Here is a 22,839-nt window from a genome sequence, read left to right as displayed (position 1 = left end):
AGGATTCAAATGAAGACTACTCCACTACATTAAATGATTTTATTTTTATGTTAAAAAGAAAACTTAGACTAGTGTCAGAAATTTAGATATAAAACACAAAAACCGCCAATAAGGCGGTTTTTTTCTTTTTAAAAACTTTGTCCCTTTGCCACTTTGAGCCTTTGGAACTTAAAAGCTTAATCTAAATTGAAAGAAGCTCCTAAACTAAAAGTCGTTTGGTTGTTTAAGTGATCAAAAACACCATCATTACTTCCGTATTTTGCAATTGGAAATCCAATTTCAGTAAAAACTCCAAAACCATCTGTAAAGAAATAACGTCCGCCAATGTGACCTCCAAAGTTATGTAATCCTAAACTTAAACCCGGGTAAACATCTAATTGTTCTACGCCAATAACACTGCTTAAATTAGCATTAATTCTTGCTTTGGCATCAAAACGATCTCCAAAATCAGGAGTTTTAGTATTTGAAATTTGATTATTATAAAAAGTATAATCATCTACACCAAGTAAATAATTGGCAACAAATCCAAAAGAGAAATTTTCTCCTAAACCAAAATCTACAGACCCTTGAATTCCAGAACCTCCATCTTGTATATTAGCACCAACGTTTACTTTTATATCACCTTTTCCTTTAAATGCTTGCTGCGCCTGAGTAAAACTAACTGTTACTAAAAACAAAAATGTAATAACCTTTTTCATAAAACTTAAATATTAATTATTGAGTGCAAATTTAATTTATTAGACGCTAATTCCTACCTTTTTCGTCGGAATATAATTCGTTCAACGGATCACTCTGCCAGAATTCTTTAGTATCAATATCCATAATTGTCAACGGGCCTTTAAAAGCAGCGCCAGTGTCAACATTCCAAACACAAGCCCTTTGTACAGGTACAGTCTGCCCAATTCGGGTAACAGGTGTATGCCCAATATAGATTTCTTTATAAACCGTAAAACGTTTCGGATAGTACAAATCATCTGGTTTTAAGTTTGGATCTAATGAAAGCGCAGTTTCCCATAGCGTTCTGTCCCAATAAAACAGTTTCGGAAAGTATTCCCAAACAACACCATTTAAATTAGTAAAACCGGCATGTACAAATAGACGATTTTGATCATCTAAATAATAATCTTTAAGAGTTTCTAAAAAAGCAATATGTGTTTTCTTTTTTTCTTCAGATACTTTAGCGTAGCCTTCAACAGTTGCTCTTCCGCCATGTTTATACCACATTTCTTCATCAAGATCATCATGTCTGTTTTCAAGCCATTCTAAAGCCAATTGATCGTGATTTCCTCTAATGCAGATGCAGTTTTGTTTGCTTTTTAAGTCAATCAAATAATCGATCACTTCTGCTGACTGACTCCAGCCATCAACATAATCACCTAAAAATATAAGAGTATCTTTTGTAGTAACTTGAGCTTTTTTAATCACTTGCTCAAGTGCGAGTAATCCTCCGTGTATGTCGCCTATAACAAATGTTCGCATTTTTAAAAATTTCGGGTATTAACTACAAAAATAAATAAAATGATTTGTTTGGAATCATTTAGTTGTTAATCTTTAAAAATTGATACTATTTATAACAGCAGAAGCTCTCTAGTTATAGGTTTCCTGTTTAAATTTGCATTATGTCAGACTTGCCAACATATCGAAAAATTATTCATATTGATATGGATGCTTTTTATGCTTCTGTTGAACAGATGGACAATCCAATGCTGAGGGGAAAACCTGTTGCAGTTGGAGGTTCAGAGAATAGAGGAGTGGTTTCTGCAGCAAGTTATGAAGCTCGAAAGTTTGGTGTTAGAAGTGCAATAAGCGGAGTTTTAGCCAAAAAATACTGTCCAGAAATTATTTTTGTCCGCCCGAGATTTGATCGATATAGAGAAATCTCTAGTGAAATTCATAAGATCTTTCATGAATATACAGATTTAGTTGAACCGCTTTCACTGGATGAAGCTTATTTGGATGTTACTCAAAATAAAAAAGGAAATCCCAGCGCAAGTTTATTGGCACAAGAAATCCGATTTAGGATTTTAAATGAAGTTGGTCTATCCGCTTCGGCTGGAATTTCAGTTAATAAATTTGTAGCAAAAATTGCCAGTGATATTAATAAACCTAATGGACAGAAAACGGTAAATCCAGATGAAATTTTAACTTTTTTAGAAGATCTGCCTATTCGAAAGTTTTATGGTGTGGGAAAAGTTACAACAGAAAAAATGTACCAATTGGGCATTTTTACAGGATTAGATTTAAAAAGCAAATCGCTGGAGTTTCTGGAGAAACATTTTGGGAAGTCTGGGGGTTTCTATTACAATGTTGTTAGAGGAATTCATAACAGCGAAGTAAAAGCACATCGTATTACCAAGTCGGTGGCGGCAGAACATACTTTTGATGTTAATTTATCGTCTGAGATTTTTATGTTGGAGCAGCTTGATAAAATTGCATCTTCACTAGAAAGGCGATTAAAAAAACATAATATTTCGGGAAAAACAGTTACACTTAAAATAAAATACAGCGATTTTACGCAGCAGACAAGAAGTAAAACGATGCCTTATTTTATTTCGGATAAAAGTTTGATTATCGAAATTGTTGAAGAATTGCTATATCAGGAAAAAATGAAAGATTCCGTTCGACTGCTCGGTATTTCTTTAAATAATTTAAACACTGAAGAAAAAAAAGCAGTTGTAGTACAGTTAAAGTTTTCTTTTTGAGAAGATTAATAATTGATTAAAATTGTTTTCGTTTCTTTATTTGTGATGAATTTTCTTCTTATATTTGAGTTGAAATTTAGATAAAATCAAATATCTGAGCATGAAAACAAACTTATCTGAGGAGACTTCGGATCGTAATTCAGTTCCTATTTTGGCGTGGGATTTTCATTGTGAGTATTTTAGAGAACTCAAAGCATTTCTTGCAGACTTAAAAAGAATGAATAAAATCTCCAATCAGTTCGTTTGGAATCAGGAAAACTTTGATATCGAAGAGCGTATAACAAAGGAAGTTGTTTTGGTTACAGATTTGAATTTGAAAATTATTTTCGCTTCAAATGGAATAAAAAAAATGACTGGATATACAGAAGATGAAGTTTTAGGAAAAACACCAAAAATGTTTCAAGGGCCGGCTACATCAAAAGTGGTTTTAAATGAAATAAGAGAAGCAATACAACAGCGAGTTCCATTCAATAAAACCCTTAAAAACTATAAAAAAGACGGAAAAGTTTACAAATGCAACATTGATGCAATACCTGTTTATAATCTAAAAGGAAAAGTTTCTCATTTTATAGCTTTCGAAAAAGAAGATCAAAGTGCTTAGTTTTAGGTTCAAAGTTGTAAAGGGTCAGAGTCATAAAAGAAAATCATAAAAGGGTACATACCTTAAAATTATAGTAAAAAAGAAACCGCCAATTGGCGGTTCTTTTATTTAAAATCTTAGCAGCTCAGAACCTTAGTTCCTTAGCATCTAAAAAAAATTATAAATTTTCAAAGAAGTCATTTCCTTTATCATCAGTGATAATAAAAGCTGGGAAATCTTTAACGGTGATTTTTCGAACTGCTTCCATTCCTAATTCTTCAAAATCAACAACTTCTACTTTTAGAATGTTATCTTGAGCCAAAATAGCTGCTGGTCCGCCAATCGAACCTAAATAGAATCCGCCGTATTTATGACAAGCATCAGTAACTTGTTTAGTACGATTTCCTTTTGCAAGCATAATCATGCTTCCGCCATGTTTTTGAAATTCATCCACATAAACATCCATACGACCAGCCGTAGTTGGGCCAAAACTTCCTGAAGGCATTCCTTCTGGTGTTTTCGCTGGTCCAGCATAATAAACTGGATGGTTTTTAAAATATTCAGGCATTGGTTTTCCTTCTTCAAGCATCTCTTTAATTTTAGCATGTGCAATATCACGTGCTACAATTACAGTTCCGTTTAACTTTAAACGTGTTTTGATAGGATATTGAGATAGTTTTGCCAGCATATCTGCCATTGGCTGATTTAAGTCAATTTCAACCGGAGCTTCTAAATGCGGAGCTGTTTCTGGTAAAAATTGTTTTGGATTCACTTCTAATTGCTCAACAAAAATTCCGTCTTTCGTTATTTTTCCTTTGATATTTCTATCGGCTGAACAAGAAACTCCTAATCCAACTGGGCAAGAAGCAGCGTGACGAGGTAAACGAATTACACGAACATCATGTGTAAAATATTTTCCTCCAAATTGAGCGCCAATTGCACTTTCCTGACAAATTTGCTGTACACGTTCTTCCCATTCGTGATCACGAAACGCCTGACCAGCCATGTTTCCTGAAGTTGGTAAATGGTCATAATAGCCTGCAGAAGCCTTTTTAACAGCGCTTAAATTTGCTTCAGCAGAAGTTCCTCCTATAACCAAAGCTAAATGGTATGGCGGACAAGCTGAAGTTCCTAAATCTTTAATCTTAGTGCGGATAAAAGCATCTAAAGATTTATCGTTTAATAAAGATTTAGTTTGTTGGTATAAATATGTTTTATTTGCAGAACCTCCGCCTTTTGCCATAAATAAGAACTCGTAAGAAGCTCCTTTTTTAGCATAAATATCAATTTGAGCCGGAAGATTTGAACCTGAATTCTTTTCTTCAAACATCGAAATTGGAACGATCTGCGAATAACGTAAGTTACGTTTTTGATAGGTATTAAAAATTCCTTTGCTTAACCATTCTGCATCATCAACACCAGTAAAAATGCTTTCACCTTTTTTTGCCATTACAATTGCAGTTCCGGTATCTTGGCAGCTTGGCAACTGTCCTTCGGCAGCAACAGAAGCATTTTGAAGTAAATTGTAAGCCACAAAACGATCATTATCTGTAGCTTCAGGATCGTCAAGGATTTTTCTTAATTTCTGTAAATGCGTCGTTCTAAGCATAAACGAAACATCAGTTAAAGCTTCTTCAGCCAATAACTCTAAACCTTTTGGGTCAACAGTAAGAACTTCACGTTCTCCAAATTGTTCCACTTTTACAAAATCAGAAGTGATTTTGCGGTATTGCGTATCATCCTTTAAAATAGGATAAGGATCTTGGTATATAAAATCAATCATTGCTTTGTTTTTTACAAAGTTAGAAATTATTTACCTAAGAAAGAATTTGAATAAGACTTGTTTTTGAGTGTTTATTCTCGTTTGTGAAATTCGTCAAATGATACTTTTTTCTCGAAATAAACCTTGTCTTTGGTCGAAACTAATTGCTTTTTCCAATGATTGCCAGTTAAGCGAAAAGCAATAGAGTCATAATGTGAAACGGTTCCCATATCGTCATTATCGTCTTCAGGGAAATAGGTTACGGTTTTACAATAAAAAGATTCAGGATTAGATTTTGCATTAGGATTGTCAAACTCAACCCAGCTTCCCCAACCGCCATCGAGCATAGAATCCCATTCATGAACCAGTTGTAAGTCACTGTTTTTTAAATAAAACAAATAATTATTTTGGCTGTAACCGCAGGCAGGATACCCAAAAGTAATTCGAACAAAAGGAGAATTTTTGGAAGCCGTAGAATTTAATCCATATGTTGCTCCCCATTCAGACCCTTTATCAACGCCGTTAATTGAAATTTTTGAATCGGTGACTTTAGTTTTATTTACATAGAAATCAAGTCGGTATTTTGAAGTTACAATGCTGTCTTTATCTGCCGTTTGATTTAATAGATGAGCTAAAATAAAATTGGTTTTTGAGTTTTCTTCCCCTTCAGAAATTGAAATGGTATCTGTTTTTAGAAAATGTTCTTTTACAGCAGTTGTTTCGGTTTTAGGTTCTGTAGTTGTACTTGTAAGTTGCGTTTCAGGTTTTGGTTTTTGACAGCTTATTAAAAGCAGTAAAAATAAAAGGTATTTTAAATTCATGGGGATTAAATTATTATCTAATTATATCAATTATGTCTTTGATTTATTAAACGAGTATAGAAAGAAAAACAAAAGTATTAGAATTACAAAGCCGATAATCTCATTATCTTCTTTTGCGACTTCCTTTATTGGTTTTTTTCCTGCATAGTAAATCCATTTAATACTATTTCCAATTAAGAGGCATATTAATTTTGAAATTTGCCACATATTTTAAAAAAACCATGTAGCTACAAAAATCGCTGTAATCACACAAATCAAATCAACCAAAAGCATTGTTCCCAAAGCATAACGTGTGTTTTTGATATTGACAGACCCAAAGTAAACGGCAATTACATAAAAAGTACTTTCGGCGCTGCATTGAAAAATACTGCTTAATCTAGCCGTCAATGAATCTGCTCCAAAAGTATTCATAGAATCAATCAAAAACCCTCGAGATCCTGCTGAGCTAAATGGACGAAGCATTGCTACAGGCAAAGCATTTGTGATTTCTTTACTCACACCCATATTCGAAAATACAAAAGCAATTCCATCACTTATAATTTCAAATAAACCACTGTTTCTGAATAAAGAAATAGCGACTAACATACCCAATACATAAGGGAAAATAGTAACGCCGGTTTTTACCCCATTGTTCGCGCCAACTACAAATGTTTCAAAAACGGTTGTATTGGCATCCGTAAATTTTTTCTCGTGAATGAATGAAAAAATCAAAGTAAAAGCAATAATTGCAATTAATATCAAACCAGAAAGGTTAGAAGTAAAGTAGTTTTTTCCAATTAAATCTAAATGATTTACATACATCAGCAAGCCAACAATAGCAGCAATTAATCCCATTAATACGATAAGTAGAGAAGCGCTTTTAAAATTAATTTTTTGTTTAATTCCCACAATTAAAAAAGCTGCAATTGTGCCAATAAAGGATGTAATGATACAAGGCAGCATAACATCGGCTGGATTTGTTGCATTAGCTGCCGCACGATATCCAATAATAGAAGTCGCAATTAATGTTAATCCAGAAGCGTGAAGACACATAAACATAATTTGAGCATCACTCGCCTTGTCTTTGTCGGGGTTTATTTCCTGTAAACTTTCCATAGCTTTAAGTCCAAATGGAGTTGCAGCCGAATCTAATCCTAAGAAATTAGCAGCAAAGTTTAAAGTCATATAAGATATTGAGGGATGATTTTTAGGAATACTCGGAAATACCTTTACAAACACAGGACTTAATACTTTAGCCAGTCTTCCAGATGCTCCAGAAACAATTAAAAGTTCCATTAATCCGCAGAAAAAGGCTAGATATGCCATAAGAGGCAGAATTAAATCGAGTAAAGTAGTTTTACAAGTTGGAAGTAAACCATCCGATTTTTGAAGACCGCTGAAAATTTTTACCGTTTTGTTTTTATAAACATAAGTTGTGTCAGCATTAAGCGTATCACGATTGATAATCATCGTTTGATCTGGCGCTTTTTTAATACTGTCCTTGATAAAAGCAGGAAGCTGCTCAATGTATTTTTCTGAAATTAAAATCGGATCATCTTTCTTTCCATTTAAGACAGAATCAATAGTATAAGTATTGGCAGTAAATAAACTGACTACAATAAAGACAATCGAAGAAATAAAAATGACTAACCAGAATCTACTTAATACCATAATGCTGCTTTTTTTTGTAAATGTAATTATTTAGGGATAAAATGCACAAAGATTTTATAATCGAAACAAAAGTATCTCTCACAACTAATAATCATTTAGTGAAATTATGATTTATTCAATGATAATTTTAGTCTCGAGGTAATTTTCAAAAGGCTTAATTGCTTCAAAGAGTATTTCTTTTTTGGAGTTTTTAATTTCATTAAAAAACAGAGTTTCAATTTTTGCGTGATCTTTTTTGATCGTTCTTTTCCATGTTCCAATAACCTTTCCGTTTTCCATAATTATGGGTTTAAAAATACCGTTATTGGTAAAGGCTTTAGCTTGATGTTCTAATAAAATTGAAGCTTCACGAGTTTTATATGAAATGAGAATTTCATCAAAAGCTGGAAGAAAATGTACGCTTTCGCGGAAAATATTTTCATTAGAAACATCAGAACCAAACCAATAAGTTTGATTTTCAATTTCAACTGAATTCAATTCTGATGCGATTGAATGAATCGCCAATTTGCAGACTGTAGGCGAAAAACCAGACCACCACGAAAAATCTAGTAAAGTTGCCGGGCCATGACTTTCGAAATAGCGTTTTGCTAGTTTTGCCAGTCCCTCTTCTTTTGTTAGTTTAGTATTTGGCCGTTCAACACGTTCTTCAAGAAGTGCATACGTAATTTGTTTGCCATTCATTTTTCCGTTACAAACCAAACCATCAAGTTCTGCATTCATCATAATTGCGGCACTTAAAAAATCTTCTTTCGAAGTTTTTTTAATATCTAGTTCCTGCATTATTTCATCTCGTGTCAGATGATTGTTTCGCGCCAATAATTTTTCGATTGAAGAATTAATCTGATCTAGTTTTTTGGAATCAAAACCATATTTTTTTGCGGCTGAAGCAGTGAATTTTTTTACTTGCGGTGCTGAAAGATCAAGCATCCAATAAATATCATCTGCCGAAACAAAATGCCAAGTCGGTCTTAAAATATGGGTTCTGATAATCTTGCAAGAATTTACGGCTTCTTCAATTTCTTTTTCAGATGCATCGCATCGAGATCCCACAGCCCATTTTGCCATGGCATAATCTTGCGCTTGCATCGCACCTAAATAGTATACAATTTCTTGTGGAGAACATTTAGTTGTTTTATGCAATTTTTGAGAAACAAGACGATGATGTGAAATTTCCGAATGTGTCATTTTTAAAATATCAAAATAAACTTTGCATCTCTGCACCTTTGTGCCTCTGTACCTTAAAAATTAAACGTGAATAATTTCATCGTCAATCAATAAATCTTCACGACGCAGACGAAGAAAAATCTGAGCAACGGCAATCGTATCTTTTTCGCAATACGTCACAATTCGATCGATATCTTTTTCAACATAAAACACATGAGCCACTTGACTGCCGTCAATATCTCCTTTTGGAGATGGAACGCCTAGAATTTTAGTTAGTAATTTTAAAGATGTAAAATGCTTATAATCGCCAAATTTCCATAATTCTAAAGTGTCTAAATGCGCAATTTCCCAAGGTTTTTTGCCAAACAAATTTAGTTTGTCTGGAATTGCAATTTGGTTGATAATCATTCGGCGGGCTAGAAACGGAATATCAAATTCTTTTGCATTATGCCCGCACAAAAGATGCTGCGGCTGATTGAAATGATTGTTCAATAAATTATTAAAGTCTTTCAAGATCTTTTTCTCTTCTCCAAAAAAAGAAGTCACTCTAAAATTACGAATGTCGCCTTTAATAGTAAAATAACCGACAGATATACAGACGATTTTTCCAAATTCGGCCCAAATTCCAGCACGATCGTAAAATTCTTCTGCAGTAAAATCGTCTTTGCGCTGATATTGCGTTTTATGATCCCAAAGCAGCTGCATTTCTGCATCAAGCGAATTGAAATTTTCTTCTTCTGGAACAGTTTCAATATCTAGAAAGAGAATGTTGTTGAGGTTTATTTTTTCAATCATTATTTAGACATCTTAGATTTTTAGACTTCTTAGATTTATAAAAGTACAAAAATCAATCGTTATATAAGAATTAACCTATTTTTTTTAAAACAAGCTTTGCTGTGTACTTGGACTTTCATGTTCCAAAAGCCATTTTTTACGAGATAATCCGCCGGCATAGCCTGTTAAAGAACCATTTGTACCAATAACACGATGACAGGGAACTACAATCCAGAGCGGGTTTTTTCCATTTGCCGAAGCTACTGCTCGAATCGCTTTTACATCGCCCAGTTTTTTAGTTTGATCCATATAACTCACCGTTTTTCCATACGGAATTTCAAGTAATGATTTCCACACTTTTTGCTGGAATTCGGTGCCTTTCGGATTTAGTTTCAAATCAAAATCGGTTCTTTTGCCCTCAAAATATTCTTGAAGCTGGAAAACGGCTTCTTGCAAAACCTCAGGAATTGTTTCAGAAACTTCATTTGTGCCAACATCTGAAACTGAAATTACTGAAATACCATTTTCATCTCCAATAATTTTGGTGATTCCTAATGGTGAATTGATGTAAACTGTTTCCATAATTTATTGCAAAAAACGTTAAACAAAGTTAAACCATATAAGTGATATAAGAAATTTAAGTTTTTGTTCGTTTTACTAAAGTTAGTAAAGTTTACACTATTGTCACCCTGAGCGAAGTCGAGGGCTTATAAAACAAAAGGACTGCGACTTCGCTCAGCCTGACATTAGTCGTCTTTAATAATTCTCCAGTTTAAATTGATAGTTTAATTCGTTTTGAATTTTTTCGCTTGAAATAGTCTTTTTTATATCTGATTTTTCAGAACTGAATATTGGCAAAGCTAAATTCAATTCTTTTGCTTTTTGAGTGTAATATTCTTTTCGTGAAGGGTGAAAAGGTGCAGCGGCATTAAAAACTTCATTCCATTTTGATTGTGTGATGATCGCTTCAATTATGCCAATACAGTCATTTTGATGAATAAGATTTACCGGCGCATCTGGGTTTTTAAGATTTTCTTTTCCGGCTAAGAACTTTACAGGTTGTCTGTCTGCCCCAATTAATCCGCCGAAACGAAGTATTGTGGTCTCGAAATTTTGATTTTTTTGAAGAATCTGTTCCGCCAGAAGCAATTGACGGCCGCTTTCGGTTTCTGGATTTGGGTTTGTTTCTTCTGTAATTAAACTATTTTCATCGCCATATACAGAAGTTGAACTTACAAAAAGTACTTTTTTGATCGCTGCATTTTCTATAAAGGGAATTAGATTTTCTATTTTTTTGACAAAAATTTTATCGGAAGAATTAGAGTTGTTTTCTCTTAATTTGGGCGGAATATCAATAATTAAAATTTCGTTTCCGTCTAAAAAAGCGTCTATACTTTCTGAAATTCCGTCACGCTCAACCGAAACTAAAAAAGGATCTATGCCTGCATTTTCTAAAATTGAAAGTTTATGTTCAGAAGTTGTTGATCCTTTTACCGAATTTCCTGTTTCAATTAGTTTTTTAGCCAGAGGTAAACCCAGCCACCCGCAGCCCAGTATGCTTATTTTTGCCATTTTCGTGTAAAGATTCAAAGTTGAAAAAGCTCAAAGTTAAAACTTATAAAAGACTTTTTATGACTGTCGCAGAATGTTTGCAGGAACAACTAAAGATCTAGCCGAGATAATTTCTCAAAAAAAAGGCAGTACTTAATTTTAAAGCCTGCCCTGAGATTTAATTTTCGACTAAAGTTTTTAAACTTTGAAGTATTGGATTTTCGTCACCTTGAGGTTCTTCTTGAACGGCTCCAGGACGATTGTCTTCTTGAATTATTTGTAGTTTTACTTTGTTGCTTTCTTCAGATAAAATATAACTCATTATGAAATAATTTTCTGGTTTGTCCTCTAATTCTGGACGTGGAAAAAACAAAGAGTATTTTATTTTCTGATTTGGAACAATTTCTAAAATACTTCCCCATTGCTCAAAGACTTGACCTTCCCATTCATTTCTAAAACGTATTTCATTACCTGTTTTCCAGTCTGCAATAAGTTCGCTGCCATATTGCCACTGTTTTACCAGATCTGGTTTTGTCAATGCATTCCAAACTTTTTCAATAGATGCATTTAATATTGTAGTTGAAATGTTTGTTGCCATAAAACTATTGTTGTTTAATAACTGGTTTTAAACTGTCTTTTGCAATAATTGTAGAGTCTTTTACAGTTGCAGCAGGCGGTAAAACTGGTGCCGGCGGCGTATATCGTTTTATTTTTTGTTGAATTAAAACCGCATCATTTAAAACAAAAGGTGTCGGCATCATCCAGTCGCTTCTAGGTTTGATTTTAAGCAACGGATTGGATAATAAATCAAAAGAACTCTCTATTAAATCCATATCAAAAATAGACGATTTATTAATATAGAAATCCAAAACAAGAGGTTCATTGCCTACAACATAGTAACATAAAAGACGCATTCCTTCTCGCTCTAAACGATTTCCTTTTTCGCCCGAAGTCGAAACGCCATTTGCCTTAAAGTTGTAAAATGTCATTTTTGGGTTAGCATAAATATCGTATCGATTTACTTTTCGATTAGGAGTAATTTTAATTTTTAAATAGCGATTATTGCCCACAACGCTGTCTTTAATAAAAGAAATAGTTGGTTTTGGCACATCAACAACTGGAGCAATTGCACTGTATGTAAAACCTGAGCTGTATTTACTGCTTAGCGGCAGATTATTTAATCCTGGAGCTTTTTGATTTTTTTCTCCTAGATAAGCTTTTGTCCAATCATCTAGATTTGTATCGTAAGTAGCCCAAATTGCTGAGTTTGAATTTGCATTGTAGATGTATAATAAACTATTTGATTTTGCCTTTCCTGGTTCATATCCAGAATGATAACCCGCGTAAACGAAAAATCCTATCGAGCAGGCAAAGAAAACGATAAGCCAAACGCCTTTTTTTATGAAAGAGTTAAAAACTGGAAGCAATAATCCGAAAAGAAGAACGGTTAAAATTGCGCTTCCAAAAAGTATTTTTAAGCCCAAACCAATTGGGAACATCACAATAAATGGCGCTACAATTGCCAATGCAGGAATACTAAAAATCAAGTTTAAACCCAAGCCGGAATATTGAGTAAAAACGTAGATTGCGAATAATACTATTCCAAAATAAACAGGAATAATTAAAAATCCTGCGCCAGTTAAGCTGTTTGCTAAAAAAGCATTTATAATAATCCAAAGCAGCAAAGGAGCCGCAAAATGATTCATAGTTGCTTTTGCATCTGAAAAATGATGATAAAAGGCGAAACAAATGGCGATACTCAGTGTTACAAATGCTCCAATATAAGCATGACCATTATAAGTAAATCCGTTTAGTAAATCAGAATATTGCGGATAGATTTCTAAGATAATTTTCCAACCTAAAAAAGTAACTAATCCAGCAGTAATTATAGATCCTAAAAGCGGAACAAAACCTTTGAATATTTCTCTGAAAGTAATTATACGTTTTGCTTTTCCAATAAAAATAAGAATAATCAATAAACCAAAAGCAATAAGAGTCATTGGTGCAACCCATGAAAACGGATAGCTTATAAATGAGAACGGAATATTGAAATATACATTATCTTCTGTGGATGAAGTTTTGTTCAAGTCTGTATTCGCAAAATATTTCAGCAAAGGCATTAAATAAGATCCTTGATGCGCCAGCGTAGTTTTGCTTAAATGGTGAATATCGTCTTGCTGCGTATGATAATTGTAATGTCCATCGATAAAAGCAAAGTTGAATCCTTGAATATTTCCCTGTTCTCTAAAAACAGTTAAATCAGTATCGTTTGGCAGCATTTTATAGATGCTGTACATTAACGAGTTAGAAACGGGATAAGCTGTTTTTGCCTTCGAAAATTCTTGAACTAGCGTTTGATTGCCTTTGTTTGTTTCCATTAACATATAACTTGGTCCCGAAGTTCCTCTGGCTTCAAAGTTTAAAACTAGACCAACGTCTTTTGCCCATGGATGTTTGTTTACAAAAAGTGCAGCGCCATTTAAACCTAATTCTTCAGCATCTGAGAAAAGAATAATAATGTCATTTTTTTGAGGCTGTTTAGCGTATAAAAAAGCACGAATTCCTTCTAGAATTGTGGCTACGCCCGATGCATCATCACTTGCACCTTTTGAAAAGGAGTGCGGAGCACTGTCGTAATGCGATAAAAGTAAAAGTGCTTTAGTATTATTAGTACCCTTAATACGGGCTAGAATGTTTTTTGATTTTACTAAAAGACCTTTGTCGTTTAGTGTAAAACCTTCTTGAACACTAGTTTCTAAACCAATTCGATTAAGTTCAAGCTTAAGATAGTTTGCTACTAATTCATGATTTGTTGACCCAACATAATGTGGTTTCTGAGCGATAATCTGCACCTGATTGAAGGCTCTTTCGGTCGAAAAATCAGCGAGTGCTTCATCATTTTTTGACAGCCATTGCGGCATCATTGCGGCATAAATAATGCCTAAAAAGGTTAAAATGCAGACTACTGCCAGAATTGAGGCTGGGTTTTTTTTCATGATGAGTATTAAACTAAATTTCTTTTTTAACAAGCATATAATAATCATTGTCCAAAGAGCGATATCCTTGGTCGTATAGGAAATAGTAGGTATTTCCTGTTTTGGTCAGCAAGATATTGGTAAAGAAATCAAAATCAAAGCCTTTATTAATCATTTTATCTTTTGTTGCTTTTGATTTCCCATCAGTATTTAACTCAGACAAAATACGGTAATTTTTTCGTAATTTATTGTTTACATTACGCATATAATTGTTACTGTCTTTATTTATTTTATTGTTGTAGGCATTTCGGCAGCTGTCTGAGCAGAATTTTTTGTCTTCTCTGCCAACAAGTTTTTCTGAACATTCGAGGCACGTTTTCATTAATTTATTTTTTTAGTTTCATACAAATCTGTTCTTCTGTCTTTTAAAACCCTAACGCTTCCGTGTTCATGAAGTTCTTTGAGCAGATTTAAATCAACATCTACAATCAATGTCATTTCAGTATTTGGCGTTGCTTCCGCTTTAATTCCATTACTAGGAAAAGCAAAATCTGAAGGCGTAAATACAGAAGCCTGTGCATATTGAATATCCATGTTATTTACCTTCGGAAGATTGCCAACACAGCCGGCAATAGCAACATAACATTCATTTTCGATAGCACGAGCTTGCGAACAGTGTTTTACACGCGTGTACGCATTTTGAGTATCGGTCAAAAACGGAACAAATAAAATATTCATTCCTTCATCTGCCAATAATCTTGAAAGTTCTGGGAATTCGACATCATAACAAATTAAAATACCAATTTTACCGCAATCTGTATCGTAGGTTTTAAATTCAGAACCGCCTTTCATTCCCCAATGTTGTACTTCATTTGGAGTGATATGAATTTTTGAATACATTTCAGAAGTTCCGTCTCTTTTGCATAAAAAACCAACGTTGTATAAATTGCCATTTTCCAAATGCGGCATACTTCCAGTTATAATATTGATATTATACGAAATAGCAAATTCTTGAAAACGCTTTCGAATTGGATCTGAATGACGCGCTAGTTCTCTAATTGCTTCGGCTTCTGATAAATGATTAAAATCGGCCATTAAAGGCGCAATAAAAAGCTCTGGAAACAGTGCAAAATCACTTCCGTAACCCGAAACAACATCTATAAAAAATTCCGCCTGTTCAAAAAGAGCTTCAACATTGTTTAATTGGCGCATTTGCCATTGAATTAATCCTAATCTAATAACACTTTTTTCTAGATTTATAAGTTTAGGACTTTCATCATAATAAACGTTGTTCCATTCTAATAGAACCGCAAATTCTTTTGATTCTTCATCACCTTCTAAATAGTTCTTAATAATTCTCAATACATGAAAATCATTGCTGAGCTGAAAAGAAAGTACAGGATCATGAAGTTCTTTATCTTTAACCTTTTCGATATAGTTCTTTGGAGATAATTTTTTAGCGTATTGATTATAGTTTGGAATTCTTCCGGCAAAAACAATGGCTTTTAGATTAAGCTGTTCGCAAAGTTCCTTTCGCGCATCGTAAAGACGTCGGCCCAAACGAAGACCTCGATAGTTGGGATGAATAAAAACATCAATTCCGTACAAAATTTCTCCATTAGGATTGTGAGTTGAGAACGTATAGTCGCCAATAATTTGTTTGTAGTTGTGTCTTTTATCGACTAGTTTTTCATCAACAATAAGCGATAATGCCGATCCAACAACTACACCATCGACAAGAATGACTAATTGTCCTTCGGGAAATATCGAAAGTAATTTTTTAATATCACTAGATCTCCAATACGAATTGGCCATTTCAGGATACGCTTCAACCATTGAGTTTTTCAATTGTTTGTAATCTTCAAGAGCTAAATTTCGTAGTTCTACTTTTTTGATTTCTGCTTGCATATCGTAGGATTTATCTCAAATATACAAAAAGATTTCCACTTACAAACGTTTACAAGTATTTACAACCGAAAGTAAGTAGTTTATAACCGAATATTTTTTGCGGTCGATCGCATCTTTGCCTTGTTGAATTTGATCAACGAATTCTTTATATGAACATTTAAAAAAGTAAAAGCCATGAATGCAATGAGAAACAGAGTACAATTAATTGGTAACGTAGGAAATGATCCAGAAATTAAAACGTTAGAAACAGGTAAAAAAGTAGCACATTTAACAATCGCTACAAATGAAATTTATAAGAATGAGAAAGGTGATAAAGTAGAAAAAACAGAGTGGCATCGTGTGACAGCGTGGGGTAAAACAGCCGAAATCATTGAAAAGTTTGTTGTAAAAGGAAAAGAGATTGCTGTCGAGGGTAAATTAACCCACAGAAGTTACGATGATAAAAACGGAGAGAAAAGATATGTTACTGAAGTTGTTGTAAACGAGATTTTGCTGTTGAGTTAATAATCGCTCAATCAATTTATTCAAGCTAAACCAAACAGGTCTTAAAGCCTGTTTGTTTTTTTTATGATAGCTATAGAATGGAAGCACCATTTGTATCTGTTGTTAATACTTCGCTCATATAATCTAAAAAAGGTCTCATGTTCTTGAAAGTTTCTAAAGCCTCTTCTAAAAATTGAGTACTCAACACTTCTTCATCGGTAAAGCGGCGAAGAACTAGAAACTGTTTGTAGCGCAGTAAATCAATTGCTTCGTGAGTTGTATCAAAACCTTTTGGAGCTGTTTTAAGTTGTTCGCCTTGTAAAGTTCCAAAGGTTGAAACAAAAGATTTAGAGTTCAAGATCGTTCTAAACGATTCTGAATCGTGACCAAATTCGCTTCTTATACGTTTTAAATCTGCTGCATTGGGTCCCCAAAAACCGCCGCCGACAAAAGTATTTCCTTTTTCGATATGAAAATAATAACCGCCTCGTCTTTCATTTGTTGCTCGCGTAAAACTACCGCCCCAAAAGGTTTTAAAAGGAGTTTTGTCTTTAGAAAAACGAATATCACGATAAATTCTGTACACGCTTTTTTTTCCAGAAGCCGTTTCTATAAGATCAGTTTTAGAAAGTTCCTGTAATAACGCGCCTGCAAAAGTTTCAATATGATTTAATTCTTTTAAGTAGTCTGGTTTATGTGCATCGAACCAAGGTTTGTTGTTGTTTTCTTTAAGGTGAGACAAAAAATCAAGGCTGGATTTTGGTATAGTTATGTGATTTTCCATATTTAGTCTAGAAAGCGTTTTTAAAATCAGATTATGAATTTACTTTAAAATTAAAAACCCACCAAATCTATTGGTGGGTTTTCTATATATCGTTAAGCAGTTTTTTTGAATAAATCAAACATAGGACAACGTGAACAACGTTTCTTTTCGCTTTTTTTGTATTTCTCACAACAAGAAGATTTACAGTTTTCTAACTTCTTAATGTTCTCAAGGATAGCTTTATTCTTCTTTTTCTTTTTATCCTTTTTTTTGTCCTTGTCTTTTTCTTTCTTGCCCAATTTTCCTCATGTATTATAAAAACAGAGACAAATATATAGCAAAAAAGTTATTTTTAAGTATTCTAAATAAACTTTAACTTTTTTATTTTGGATTGATTGCGATTGAGCTCGAAACTGTTAATTGCTGAATATCACGGTCAAACAAGTAAAGTCCGCCTTTATCGTCTCCAATTAAGTTTATTTTATCTAAAATTGATTTAGCAGTTGCTTCTTCTTCGATTTGTTCAGAAACATACCATTGTAAGAAATTATGTGTTGCATAATCTTTTTCTTCAAAAGTGATGTGTACTAACTCATTGATAGATTTAGAAACAAAAAGTTCATGATTATAAAGCTCCTCAAACATTTCTTTAAAAGTAGAATAGCTTGTTTTTGGTGCTTTTAGATCTGTAATATTAGCGTGTCCTCCGCGTTCGTTTACATATTTTACTAATTTTAGCATATGTGCACGCTCTTCATCTGATTGTGTGTACATAAATTGAGCGATTCCCTCTAATCCGTGTACTTCAGCCCAGCAAGCCATAGAAAGATAAGTTTGCGAAGATTCTGCTTCTATGCGAATTTGCTTGTTTAAAGCCGTTTCAATATTTTTTGATAGCATAATGATGTCTTTTTTGTAAAGTTAGAAAAAATAATTCATTCCATTTTTTCGAAACCGAGAAAACATGGCGCATTTGGATTAATTTACACTAAAATTAAGGCTTATTTATAGGGAAATTTTTCGAAAAAACGGCTTTATTACTAATAGGATTTCCGGAGTCTTCACGCATAAAACCATCGGTAAATTTACGAATTACATATTGTTTTGTTCCCAGGTCATAATAACCTAAAAGCGAATAGTCTTTTAGTTTAATGATGTTCTCTAGAATAATGTTTTTACTTCTGCCTAAAAAATAAAATATATTATCAATAGCCAAAGGCTCAGTTTGTTGATTGTTTATAAACTCATAATTAGGATTCAGCATCGAATCAAAGTAAACCATTCGGCTTTGTGTATAAGCGGGATAGTTACTGTAATCTTCAAATCCAAAGAAAGAATCATTTTCACTGTAATTAAAACGCGGTGTAGGCGAGACTTGATATTCGATATATCCGCCAAAGGTGATAAAACTATTTTCTTTGTTTTTAAAAACCGTAACTCCAGAATTTAAAGCAGATAATTGTTTTAGAAATTTGGCTGTAGTAGTAATTTCCTGTGGCTTGTATCCGTTATTTTGAATAAACAGCGGCGAGTTCTTAAAGCTTATAGTATCCTTTTTTGAAATAGAAACTGTTTTAACAGATTTGCCTGTAGACAAGTCTTTTACATCAAATAAAAATTCGTCGTTATTGCTGCTGATTTGAAATAATTTGTTGTCGTTATAAAACGAATTTGAAGTTTTAGAAGGCTTTTTAGATATAGGCTGATCGTAGTTTTTCTCAGTTACTTCCTGAGTTTCCAGATTAAGATCTAAAACTTGTGTTTTTTTTGTATTATAATCTAAAGTTAAAAGAATGTGATTGTCTAAAACATACATTTTGTTTTTGCTTACACTTTTGTCCAGCGGATTAAAGTTGTTATATTCCATTTTTTCTATGGGAAAATACTGGAGAATTGTGCTGAAAGAAAAGCGTTGGTCATTTTTATTTTGAAATAAAATTCCTGAAAAATCAAACATTTTTATTTCGCATTTTCCATTATTAAATATAAAAAGAAGTAAATGCGGCTCTTTTATTTCCTTTGCTAAAACATAAAACGAGTTGTCTTTTTGAAAATGGCTTATAACATAAGAATTGTAAGAACCAAAATCAAAACTTAAAGTTTTGGAAGCTTTTGTATCAAAGTAATACTTAATAATTCTTAAGTTTTTATAGTCAGGAGAGCTCCAATACAGTGATGGATTTCCGTCTTCGCTTAAGCTGCTGCCCAGCAAAATTCCATTTTTGGCACTTTTTATAGAATCAGTAAACTGACCTCTTAGAAATAGGGATTTATTGTATTTTAAAATATTGATATTGTTATTGTCTGAGGCAAATACATATATTTCATTAGTTTTTGGATCCTCTATATTTAAGCTCTGACCATTTTCTAGCGGATTACTTAAATTTAACGGAAAACTGTTTAATACTGTTTGACTTAGCAGTATCGAGTTAGGGAGTAAAACAAGGAAAAGTAATATTTTTTTCATGAGTATTTTGAGACAAAAATCATTCCAAATTTAATGAAATAAATTTTCTATTCCGAAACGAAAATGATCTTTCATAATTGTACTTTCTCTTTGGAAGAAGATAAAAAAAAGCCCTAAAAAGATCTTTTAGGGCTTTTAAATTTATTTGGAGTTTTTTTATCGCATTTTGTTTGTTCGTTTTAAAAGCAGCAGAACAAAATAAGCTTGAAGAAAAACTATCTTTTAGTCATTTCCTCTTCAAAGCGATCTATAAATTGTCCTACATGTAAACCATCCATTAAAGCATGGTGAACGTGTACAGACATTGAGATTGTTCGTTTTCCAGTTTCAGAAGTTATCATTTTTCCAAAAGAAATCTTCGGACAGCTGTCTGGAAACGTGTAACTTCTGGCATGCGAAATTGATGTGAAATTTATCCACGGAATAGCCGAGAAATGAATCAAATTGTCATCATCAAAAGATCTTGTAAAAAGACCAGTTGTATTTTGAACGCGTTCAATTTCGGCTAAAGCATTTTGTTTGAACAAATTAAAATCTGGATTGTATTCAATTAATGAAAATCCGAAAGTGCCGTCTTCTCTTCCAATTGTTGCCGATGCATCAATATGATCATTCACGTAAATTTTATCATCGGCAATTCTATATTTAAAATTTTCTACTGAATTTACAGCAGCTAATGTCTTGTGTAAGTAATAAATAAAAAAAGAAACATTTAATTCTTTTGCTGTTTGATACGCTTTTGTGCAATCAATTTCAACAGTTACACCAAAAAATGGTTCTTCCATTTGTTTAAAGTGTGCAAAATGTTCTTTTCTATTCCAGTTTTCTAGATCTAAAAGTGTTTTCATTATAGTAAGTTCTGAAGGACTTCAGTTATATTTTCGAATGAACTAAAATGTTCGTGTTCTATTTTATGATTAATTTTTTCGTGCTCCCAAGTAGTATGAAATGGTATGTGAACGGCATATCCTCCAATTTCTAAAACAGGCAGAACATCTGATTTTAAGGAGTTTCCAATCATTAGAAATTCATGCGACTTAATGTCTAAACGACCAAGTAGTTTTTGGTAATCGATATTTTGTTTGTCTGACATTACTTCTATATGGTGAAAATAATGACCCAAACCAGAACGATGCAATTTGCTGTGCTGATCTTTAAGATCGCCTTTTGTGGCAACAACCAGTTTATATTTTCCGTGAAGCGCTTGCAAAGTTTCTTCAACTCCGTCTAAAAGTTCGATTGGTTTTTCAAGCAATTCTTTTCCATATTGAATGATCTTTTCAATAACTTCAATTGGAATTGTGTTGTTTGAAATGTTCATCGCAGCTTCAATCATCGAAAGAATGTAACCTTTGATTCCGTATCCGTACAAAGGCAGATTCTCTATTTCAATTTTAAATAACTCCTGCGAAATACCTTGATGAGAAAGATAATCTTCCATCAAAGCACAAAATTTATGTTCTGTTTCTTGAAAATAAGGTTCGTTTACAAATAAAGTATCATCGGCATCAAATGCGATTACCTTTAAGTTTGGTATTTTGCTTTTATGTAACATAGTGTTTTTGTTTTAGGTTTTTTGTTGTTTCAAGTTTCAGGTTTTTTTGCCACAAATTATTGAGATTAAAATGATTTTTTAAAATCTGCTAAATCTGTGTGAAAATATTTAGCCACGAATTACACGAATTGCACTAATTTTTTTGTCACTCCTGATAGCTATCGGGATATTAAGATTAAAAAAAATATCTACTCAATCTGCCAAATCTGCGTGAGAACCTTTTTAAAAATTAATTAATAATCTGTGTTAATTCTTTAAATCTGTGGAAATCTGTGAGCTGTTCTTTACTTAGCAAAAAGTTTTTTTAAAGAAATAGTTTTATCGTAAAACGTAATTCTAATTCCGAAAAGTAAAATAATACCGCCAAAAACCATTTGTAAAGTTATTTTTTCTTCTAAAAACAACCAAGCTAAAATTGATGTTATTACAGCCTGACTTAATAAACTCAGCGATACTCTTGTTGCGCGCATATGCTGTGTGGCATAACTAATCGAAAGCCACGCACACAATTGACATATTACTGCTTGAAGTACTAATACAAACCAGCCTGTATTTGAAAATCCTGTAAAAGGTTCGTTTAAAGAATAACATAGAATTCCTAAATAGATGCTCGATGTAAATAAACTGATTGTCATAAAGGAAAGTACATCAACTTCTGATAATACATTTTTGCTGACCAAAAGATAAATCGAATATAAAATTCCTGATAAAACGGCAAACAGAAAGGCCTGATTGAAATTGAGATCAATAAAGAACTCAAAACCAACCAAAGTTACCATTCCGAATAAAGAAACAATTGTTCCAATCCAGAAATTTGTCGCAGGTTTTGATTTTAGAAATAAAAAGGAACCAATTCCTACCCAAACCGGCGATAAGTTTGTAAGCAATGAAGCCTGCGTGGCACTCGAATCCTGAATGGCAATATTCCAAACCGCAACATCTGATGAAAATAAAATTCCGCAAAGCATTGCCAAAAGCGTAAGTTTTAAACTCGGAAGTTTAAAGTTTTTGCTTAAAAGCACATAAGGCAAAAGCAGAATAACAGCAAAAAACATTCGGTAAAAAGCCGAAATTAATCCTGATGTTAAACGTAATTTAACCAATATCGGGAAAATCGAGATGCAGAGTATACCGCAGATTAGGGCTAATCTTGGTTTAGTGAGTTTCATTTTGTGATTTTAATCGTGTATTATTTTTCAAAGATAGTTTACAAGCAAATACTTTTGAAACTAAAAAGCGTAAAATCAGTTTAGAGTTTACGCTTTTTGTGTTTTTATGCCTTAATCATTTTCTCGCAGGCATTGTTAATTTCTTTATCAGAAAAAGACCCAAGTGTTTTAGCCAGTATTTTACTGGTTCTAATAGAGTTGATCATTCTGACTCTCAGATCTTGATCGTCGCCCATTTTGGTTAACAGAATAGTCTCGAAAATTTCGGACAAATATTCTGGCTGCTCTCTAAAATCATCTACAAACCAAAGATCTGAGAAAAATTTTGCCATTGCTGTCATTACAGCTGCTTCTGTTGTTTTTTGATTTTCTTCTGTCATGATCGAAAATTTTTAACGCACGAAACCCTCATTTTAGGTGTGACAAAATATTCAAAAGAATAGATCAAGGGCAGTTTCCTGCTCCAACACCATGACGAGGGTTTCGCTTATTGTTACTTTAAATAAGTTTATTAT

Annotated in this window: 23 protein-coding genes; 3 read left to right on the top strand and 20 right to left on the bottom strand. The window is 33.1% G+C overall.

The features are described 5' to 3' along the window. Nucleotides 1–176: 176 nt before the first annotated feature. Nucleotides 177–698 (bottom strand): DUF6646 family protein, encoded by a 522-nt coding sequence (locus BOW57_RS06155; RefSeq protein WP_089053426.1) that lies wholly within the window; start codon nt 696–698, stop codon nt 177–179. A gap of 46 nt (nt 699–744) precedes the next feature. Next, on the bottom strand, nt 745–1,479 hold the full coding sequence (locus tag BOW57_RS06150) for a metallophosphoesterase family protein (RefSeq protein WP_129053397.1): 735 nt from the start codon (nt 1,477–1,479) through the stop codon (nt 745–747). A gap of 140 nt (nt 1,480–1,619) precedes the next feature. Here BOW57_RS06150 and dinB point away from each other — a divergent pair, with 140 nt between their 5' ends. Continuing rightward, nucleotides 1,620–2,702: a DNA polymerase IV gene (gene dinB, locus BOW57_RS06145; protein ID WP_129053396.1), complete on the top strand. Its 1,083-nt coding sequence runs from the start codon at nt 1,620–1,622 to the stop codon at nt 2,700–2,702. Nucleotides 2,703–2,802: 100 nt separating this feature from the next. Next, entirely contained in the window at nt 2,803–3,303 is a 501-nt protein-coding gene (locus tag BOW57_RS06140) for a PAS domain-containing protein (protein WP_129053395.1), read from the top strand. Between the two features lie 157 nt (nt 3,304–3,460). Here the strand turns inward: BOW57_RS06140 and BOW57_RS06135 are convergent, their stop codons facing one another. From BOW57_RS06135 to BOW57_RS06085, 11 genes are all read right to left on the bottom strand, one after another. Then, entirely contained in the window at nt 3,461–5,065 is a 1,605-nt protein-coding gene (locus BOW57_RS06135) for a fumarate hydratase (protein WP_129022660.1), read from the bottom strand. A gap of 71 nt (nt 5,066–5,136) precedes the next feature. Next, nucleotides 5,137–5,865 (bottom strand): hypothetical protein, encoded by a 729-nt coding sequence (locus tag BOW57_RS06130; RefSeq protein WP_129053394.1) that lies wholly within the window; start codon nt 5,863–5,865, stop codon nt 5,137–5,139. Nucleotides 5,866–6,075: 210 nt separating this feature from the next. Continuing rightward, nucleotides 6,076–7,515 carry a nucleoside recognition domain-containing protein gene (locus BOW57_RS06125; protein ID WP_129053393.1) on the bottom strand — a complete coding sequence of 480 codons (1,440 nt, stop codon included), beginning with the start codon at nt 7,513–7,515 and terminating at the stop codon, nt 6,076–6,078. 111 nt (nt 7,516–7,626) lie between these two features. After that, nucleotides 7,627–8,700: a winged helix DNA-binding domain-containing protein gene (locus tag BOW57_RS06120; RefSeq protein ID WP_129053392.1), complete on the bottom strand. Its 1,074-nt coding sequence runs from the start codon at nt 8,698–8,700 to the stop codon at nt 7,627–7,629. Between the two features lie 60 nt (nt 8,701–8,760). Then, nucleotides 8,761–9,474, bottom strand: coding sequence for a 3'-5' exonuclease (locus BOW57_RS06115; RefSeq protein ID WP_129053391.1), 714 nt, complete (start codon nt 9,472–9,474; stop codon nt 8,761–8,763). 84 nt (nt 9,475–9,558) lie between these two features. Beyond that, on the bottom strand, nt 9,559–10,035 hold the full coding sequence (locus BOW57_RS06110; protein ID WP_129053390.1) for a methylated-DNA--[protein]-cysteine S-methyltransferase: 477 nt from the start codon (nt 10,033–10,035) through the stop codon (nt 9,559–9,561). Between the two features lie 174 nt (nt 10,036–10,209). Further along, the gene (locus BOW57_RS06105) at nt 10,210–11,025 is read right to left on the bottom strand and encodes an SDR family oxidoreductase (protein ID WP_129053389.1); all 816 of its coding nucleotides are present in this window, start codon (nt 11,023–11,025) and stop codon (nt 10,210–10,212) included. 157 nt (nt 11,026–11,182) lie between these two features. Then, nucleotides 11,183–11,602 (bottom strand): SRPBCC family protein, encoded by a 420-nt coding sequence (locus BOW57_RS06100; protein WP_129053388.1) that lies wholly within the window; start codon nt 11,600–11,602, stop codon nt 11,183–11,185. A gap of 4 nt (nt 11,603–11,606) precedes the next feature. Then, nucleotides 11,607–14,000: a M28 family peptidase gene (locus BOW57_RS06095; protein WP_129053387.1), complete on the bottom strand. Its 2,394-nt coding sequence runs from the start codon at nt 13,998–14,000 to the stop codon at nt 11,607–11,609. Nucleotides 14,001–14,013: 13 nt separating this feature from the next. Further along, a complete protein-coding gene (locus tag BOW57_RS06090) occupies nt 14,014–14,361 on the bottom strand; it encodes a hypothetical protein (protein ID WP_089053412.1) in 348 nt (115 codons plus the stop codon). Beyond that, on the bottom strand, nt 14,361–15,887 hold the full coding sequence (locus BOW57_RS06085; RefSeq protein WP_089053411.1) for a bifunctional GNAT family N-acetyltransferase/carbon-nitrogen hydrolase family protein: 1,527 nt from the start codon (nt 15,885–15,887) through the stop codon (nt 14,361–14,363). Before BOW57_RS06085 ends, BOW57_RS06090 begins: the two co-directional genes overlap by 1 nt. Before the next feature lie 174 nt (nt 15,888–16,061). On the opposite strand from BOW57_RS06085, the gene BOW57_RS06080 reads away from it, so the two are divergent. After that, the gene (locus BOW57_RS06080; RefSeq protein WP_089053410.1) at nt 16,062–16,391 is read left to right on the top strand and encodes a single-stranded DNA-binding protein; all 330 of its coding nucleotides are present in this window, start codon (nt 16,062–16,064) and stop codon (nt 16,389–16,391) included. 70 nt (nt 16,392–16,461) lie between these two features. Here the strand turns inward: BOW57_RS06080 and BOW57_RS06075 are convergent, their stop codons facing one another. From BOW57_RS06075 to BOW57_RS06040, 7 genes are all read right to left on the bottom strand, one after another. Continuing rightward, nucleotides 16,462–17,154, bottom strand: coding sequence for a DUF2461 domain-containing protein (locus BOW57_RS06075; protein WP_129053386.1), 693 nt, complete (start codon nt 17,152–17,154; stop codon nt 16,462–16,464). A 360-nt stretch (nt 17,155–17,514) separates the two neighbouring features. Then, complete coding sequence (locus tag BOW57_RS06065; RefSeq protein ID WP_089058044.1) at nt 17,515–18,033, bottom strand: ferritin; 519 nt, start codon at nt 18,031–18,033, stop codon at nt 17,515–17,517. 94 nt (nt 18,034–18,127) lie between these two features. Next, nucleotides 18,128–19,600, bottom strand: a complete 1,473-nt coding sequence (locus BOW57_RS06060) for a hypothetical protein (protein ID WP_129053385.1) — start codon at nt 19,598–19,600, stop codon at nt 18,128–18,130. Between the two features lie 215 nt (nt 19,601–19,815). Next, nucleotides 19,816–20,448 carry a chloramphenicol acetyltransferase gene (locus tag BOW57_RS06055; RefSeq protein WP_129053384.1) on the bottom strand — a complete coding sequence of 211 codons (633 nt, stop codon included), beginning with the start codon at nt 20,446–20,448 and terminating at the stop codon, nt 19,816–19,818. Further along, nucleotides 20,448–21,155: an HAD family hydrolase gene (locus tag BOW57_RS06050; RefSeq protein ID WP_129053383.1), complete on the bottom strand. Its 708-nt coding sequence runs from the start codon at nt 21,153–21,155 to the stop codon at nt 20,448–20,450. The genes BOW57_RS06055 and BOW57_RS06050 overlap by 1 nt, the downstream gene beginning before the upstream one ends. Nucleotides 21,156–21,439: 284 nt before the next feature. Next, nucleotides 21,440–22,324: a DMT family transporter gene (locus BOW57_RS06045; protein ID WP_129053382.1), complete on the bottom strand. Its 885-nt coding sequence runs from the start codon at nt 22,322–22,324 to the stop codon at nt 21,440–21,442. Nucleotides 22,325–22,428: 104 nt separating this feature from the next. Continuing rightward, on the bottom strand, nt 22,429–22,704 hold the full coding sequence (locus BOW57_RS06040; protein WP_129053381.1) for a hypothetical protein: 276 nt from the start codon (nt 22,702–22,704) through the stop codon (nt 22,429–22,431). Nucleotides 22,705–22,839: the final 135 nt, after the last annotated feature.

Source organism: Flavobacterium sp. YO64 (assembly GCF_004119505.1).
Classification (GTDB): Bacteria; Bacteroidota; Bacteroidia; order Flavobacteriales; family Flavobacteriaceae; genus Flavobacterium; species Flavobacterium oncorhynchi.
This window is presented reverse-complemented; position numbering and strand designations above follow the sequence as displayed.

Coding starts and splice junctions, on each gene's coding strand:
- BOW57_RS06155 (WP_089053426.1), bottom strand. CDS start 698: ATGAAAAAGGTTATTACATTTTTGTTTTTAGTAACAGTTAGTTTTACT.
- BOW57_RS06150 (WP_129053397.1), bottom strand. CDS start 1,479: ATGCGAACATTTGTTATAGGCGACATACACGGAGGATTACTCGCACTT.
- dinB (WP_129053396.1), top strand. CDS start 1,620: ATGTCAGACTTGCCAACATATCGAAAAATTATTCATATTGATATGGAT.
- BOW57_RS06140 (WP_129053395.1), top strand. CDS start 2,803: ATGAAAACAAACTTATCTGAGGAGACTTCGGATCGTAATTCAGTTCCT.
- BOW57_RS06135 (WP_129022660.1), bottom strand. CDS start 5,065: ATGATTGATTTTATATACCAAGATCCTTATCCTATTTTAAAGGATGAT.
- BOW57_RS06130 (WP_129053394.1), bottom strand. CDS start 5,865: ATGAATTTAAAATACCTTTTATTTTTACTGCTTTTAATAAGCTGTCAA.
- BOW57_RS06125 (WP_129053393.1), bottom strand. CDS start 7,515: ATGGTATTAAGTAGATTCTGGTTAGTCATTTTTATTTCTTCGATTGTC.
- BOW57_RS06120 (WP_129053392.1), bottom strand. CDS start 8,700: ATGACACATTCGGAAATTTCACATCATCGTCTTGTTTCTCAAAAATTG.
- BOW57_RS06115 (WP_129053391.1), bottom strand. CDS start 9,474: ATGATTGAAAAAATAAACCTCAACAACATTCTCTTTCTAGATATTGAA.
- BOW57_RS06110 (WP_129053390.1), bottom strand. CDS start 10,035: ATGGAAACAGTTTACATCAATTCACCATTAGGAATCACCAAAATTATT.
- BOW57_RS06105 (WP_129053389.1), bottom strand. CDS start 11,025: ATGGCAAAAATAAGCATACTGGGCTGCGGGTGGCTGGGTTTACCTCTG.
- BOW57_RS06100 (WP_129053388.1), bottom strand. CDS start 11,602: ATGGCAACAAACATTTCAACTACAATATTAAATGCATCTATTGAAAAA.
- BOW57_RS06095 (WP_129053387.1), bottom strand. CDS start 14,000: ATGAAAAAAAACCCAGCCTCAATTCTGGCAGTAGTCTGCATTTTAACC.
- BOW57_RS06090 (WP_089053412.1), bottom strand. CDS start 14,361: ATGAAAACGTGCCTCGAATGTTCAGAAAAACTTGTTGGCAGAGAAGAC.
- BOW57_RS06085 (WP_089053411.1), bottom strand. CDS start 15,887: ATGCAAGCAGAAATCAAAAAAGTAGAACTACGAAATTTAGCTCTTGAA.
- BOW57_RS06080 (WP_089053410.1), top strand. CDS start 16,062: ATGAATGCAATGAGAAACAGAGTACAATTAATTGGTAACGTAGGAAAT.
- BOW57_RS06075 (WP_129053386.1), bottom strand. CDS start 17,154: ATGGAAAATCACATAACTATACCAAAATCCAGCCTTGATTTTTTGTCT.
- BOW57_RS06065 (WP_089058044.1), bottom strand. CDS start 18,033: ATGCTATCAAAAAATATTGAAACGGCTTTAAACAAGCAAATTCGCATA.
- BOW57_RS06060 (WP_129053385.1), bottom strand. CDS start 19,600: ATGAAAAAAATATTACTTTTCCTTGTTTTACTCCCTAACTCGATACTG.
- BOW57_RS06055 (WP_129053384.1), bottom strand. CDS start 20,448: ATGAAAACACTTTTAGATCTAGAAAACTGGAATAGAAAAGAACATTTT.
- BOW57_RS06050 (WP_129053383.1), bottom strand. CDS start 21,155: ATGTTACATAAAAGCAAAATACCAAACTTAAAGGTAATCGCATTTGAT.
- BOW57_RS06045 (WP_129053382.1), bottom strand. CDS start 22,324: ATGAAACTCACTAAACCAAGATTAGCCCTAATCTGCGGTATACTCTGC.
- BOW57_RS06040 (WP_129053381.1), bottom strand. CDS start 22,704: ATGACAGAAGAAAATCAAAAAACAACAGAAGCAGCTGTAATGACAGCA.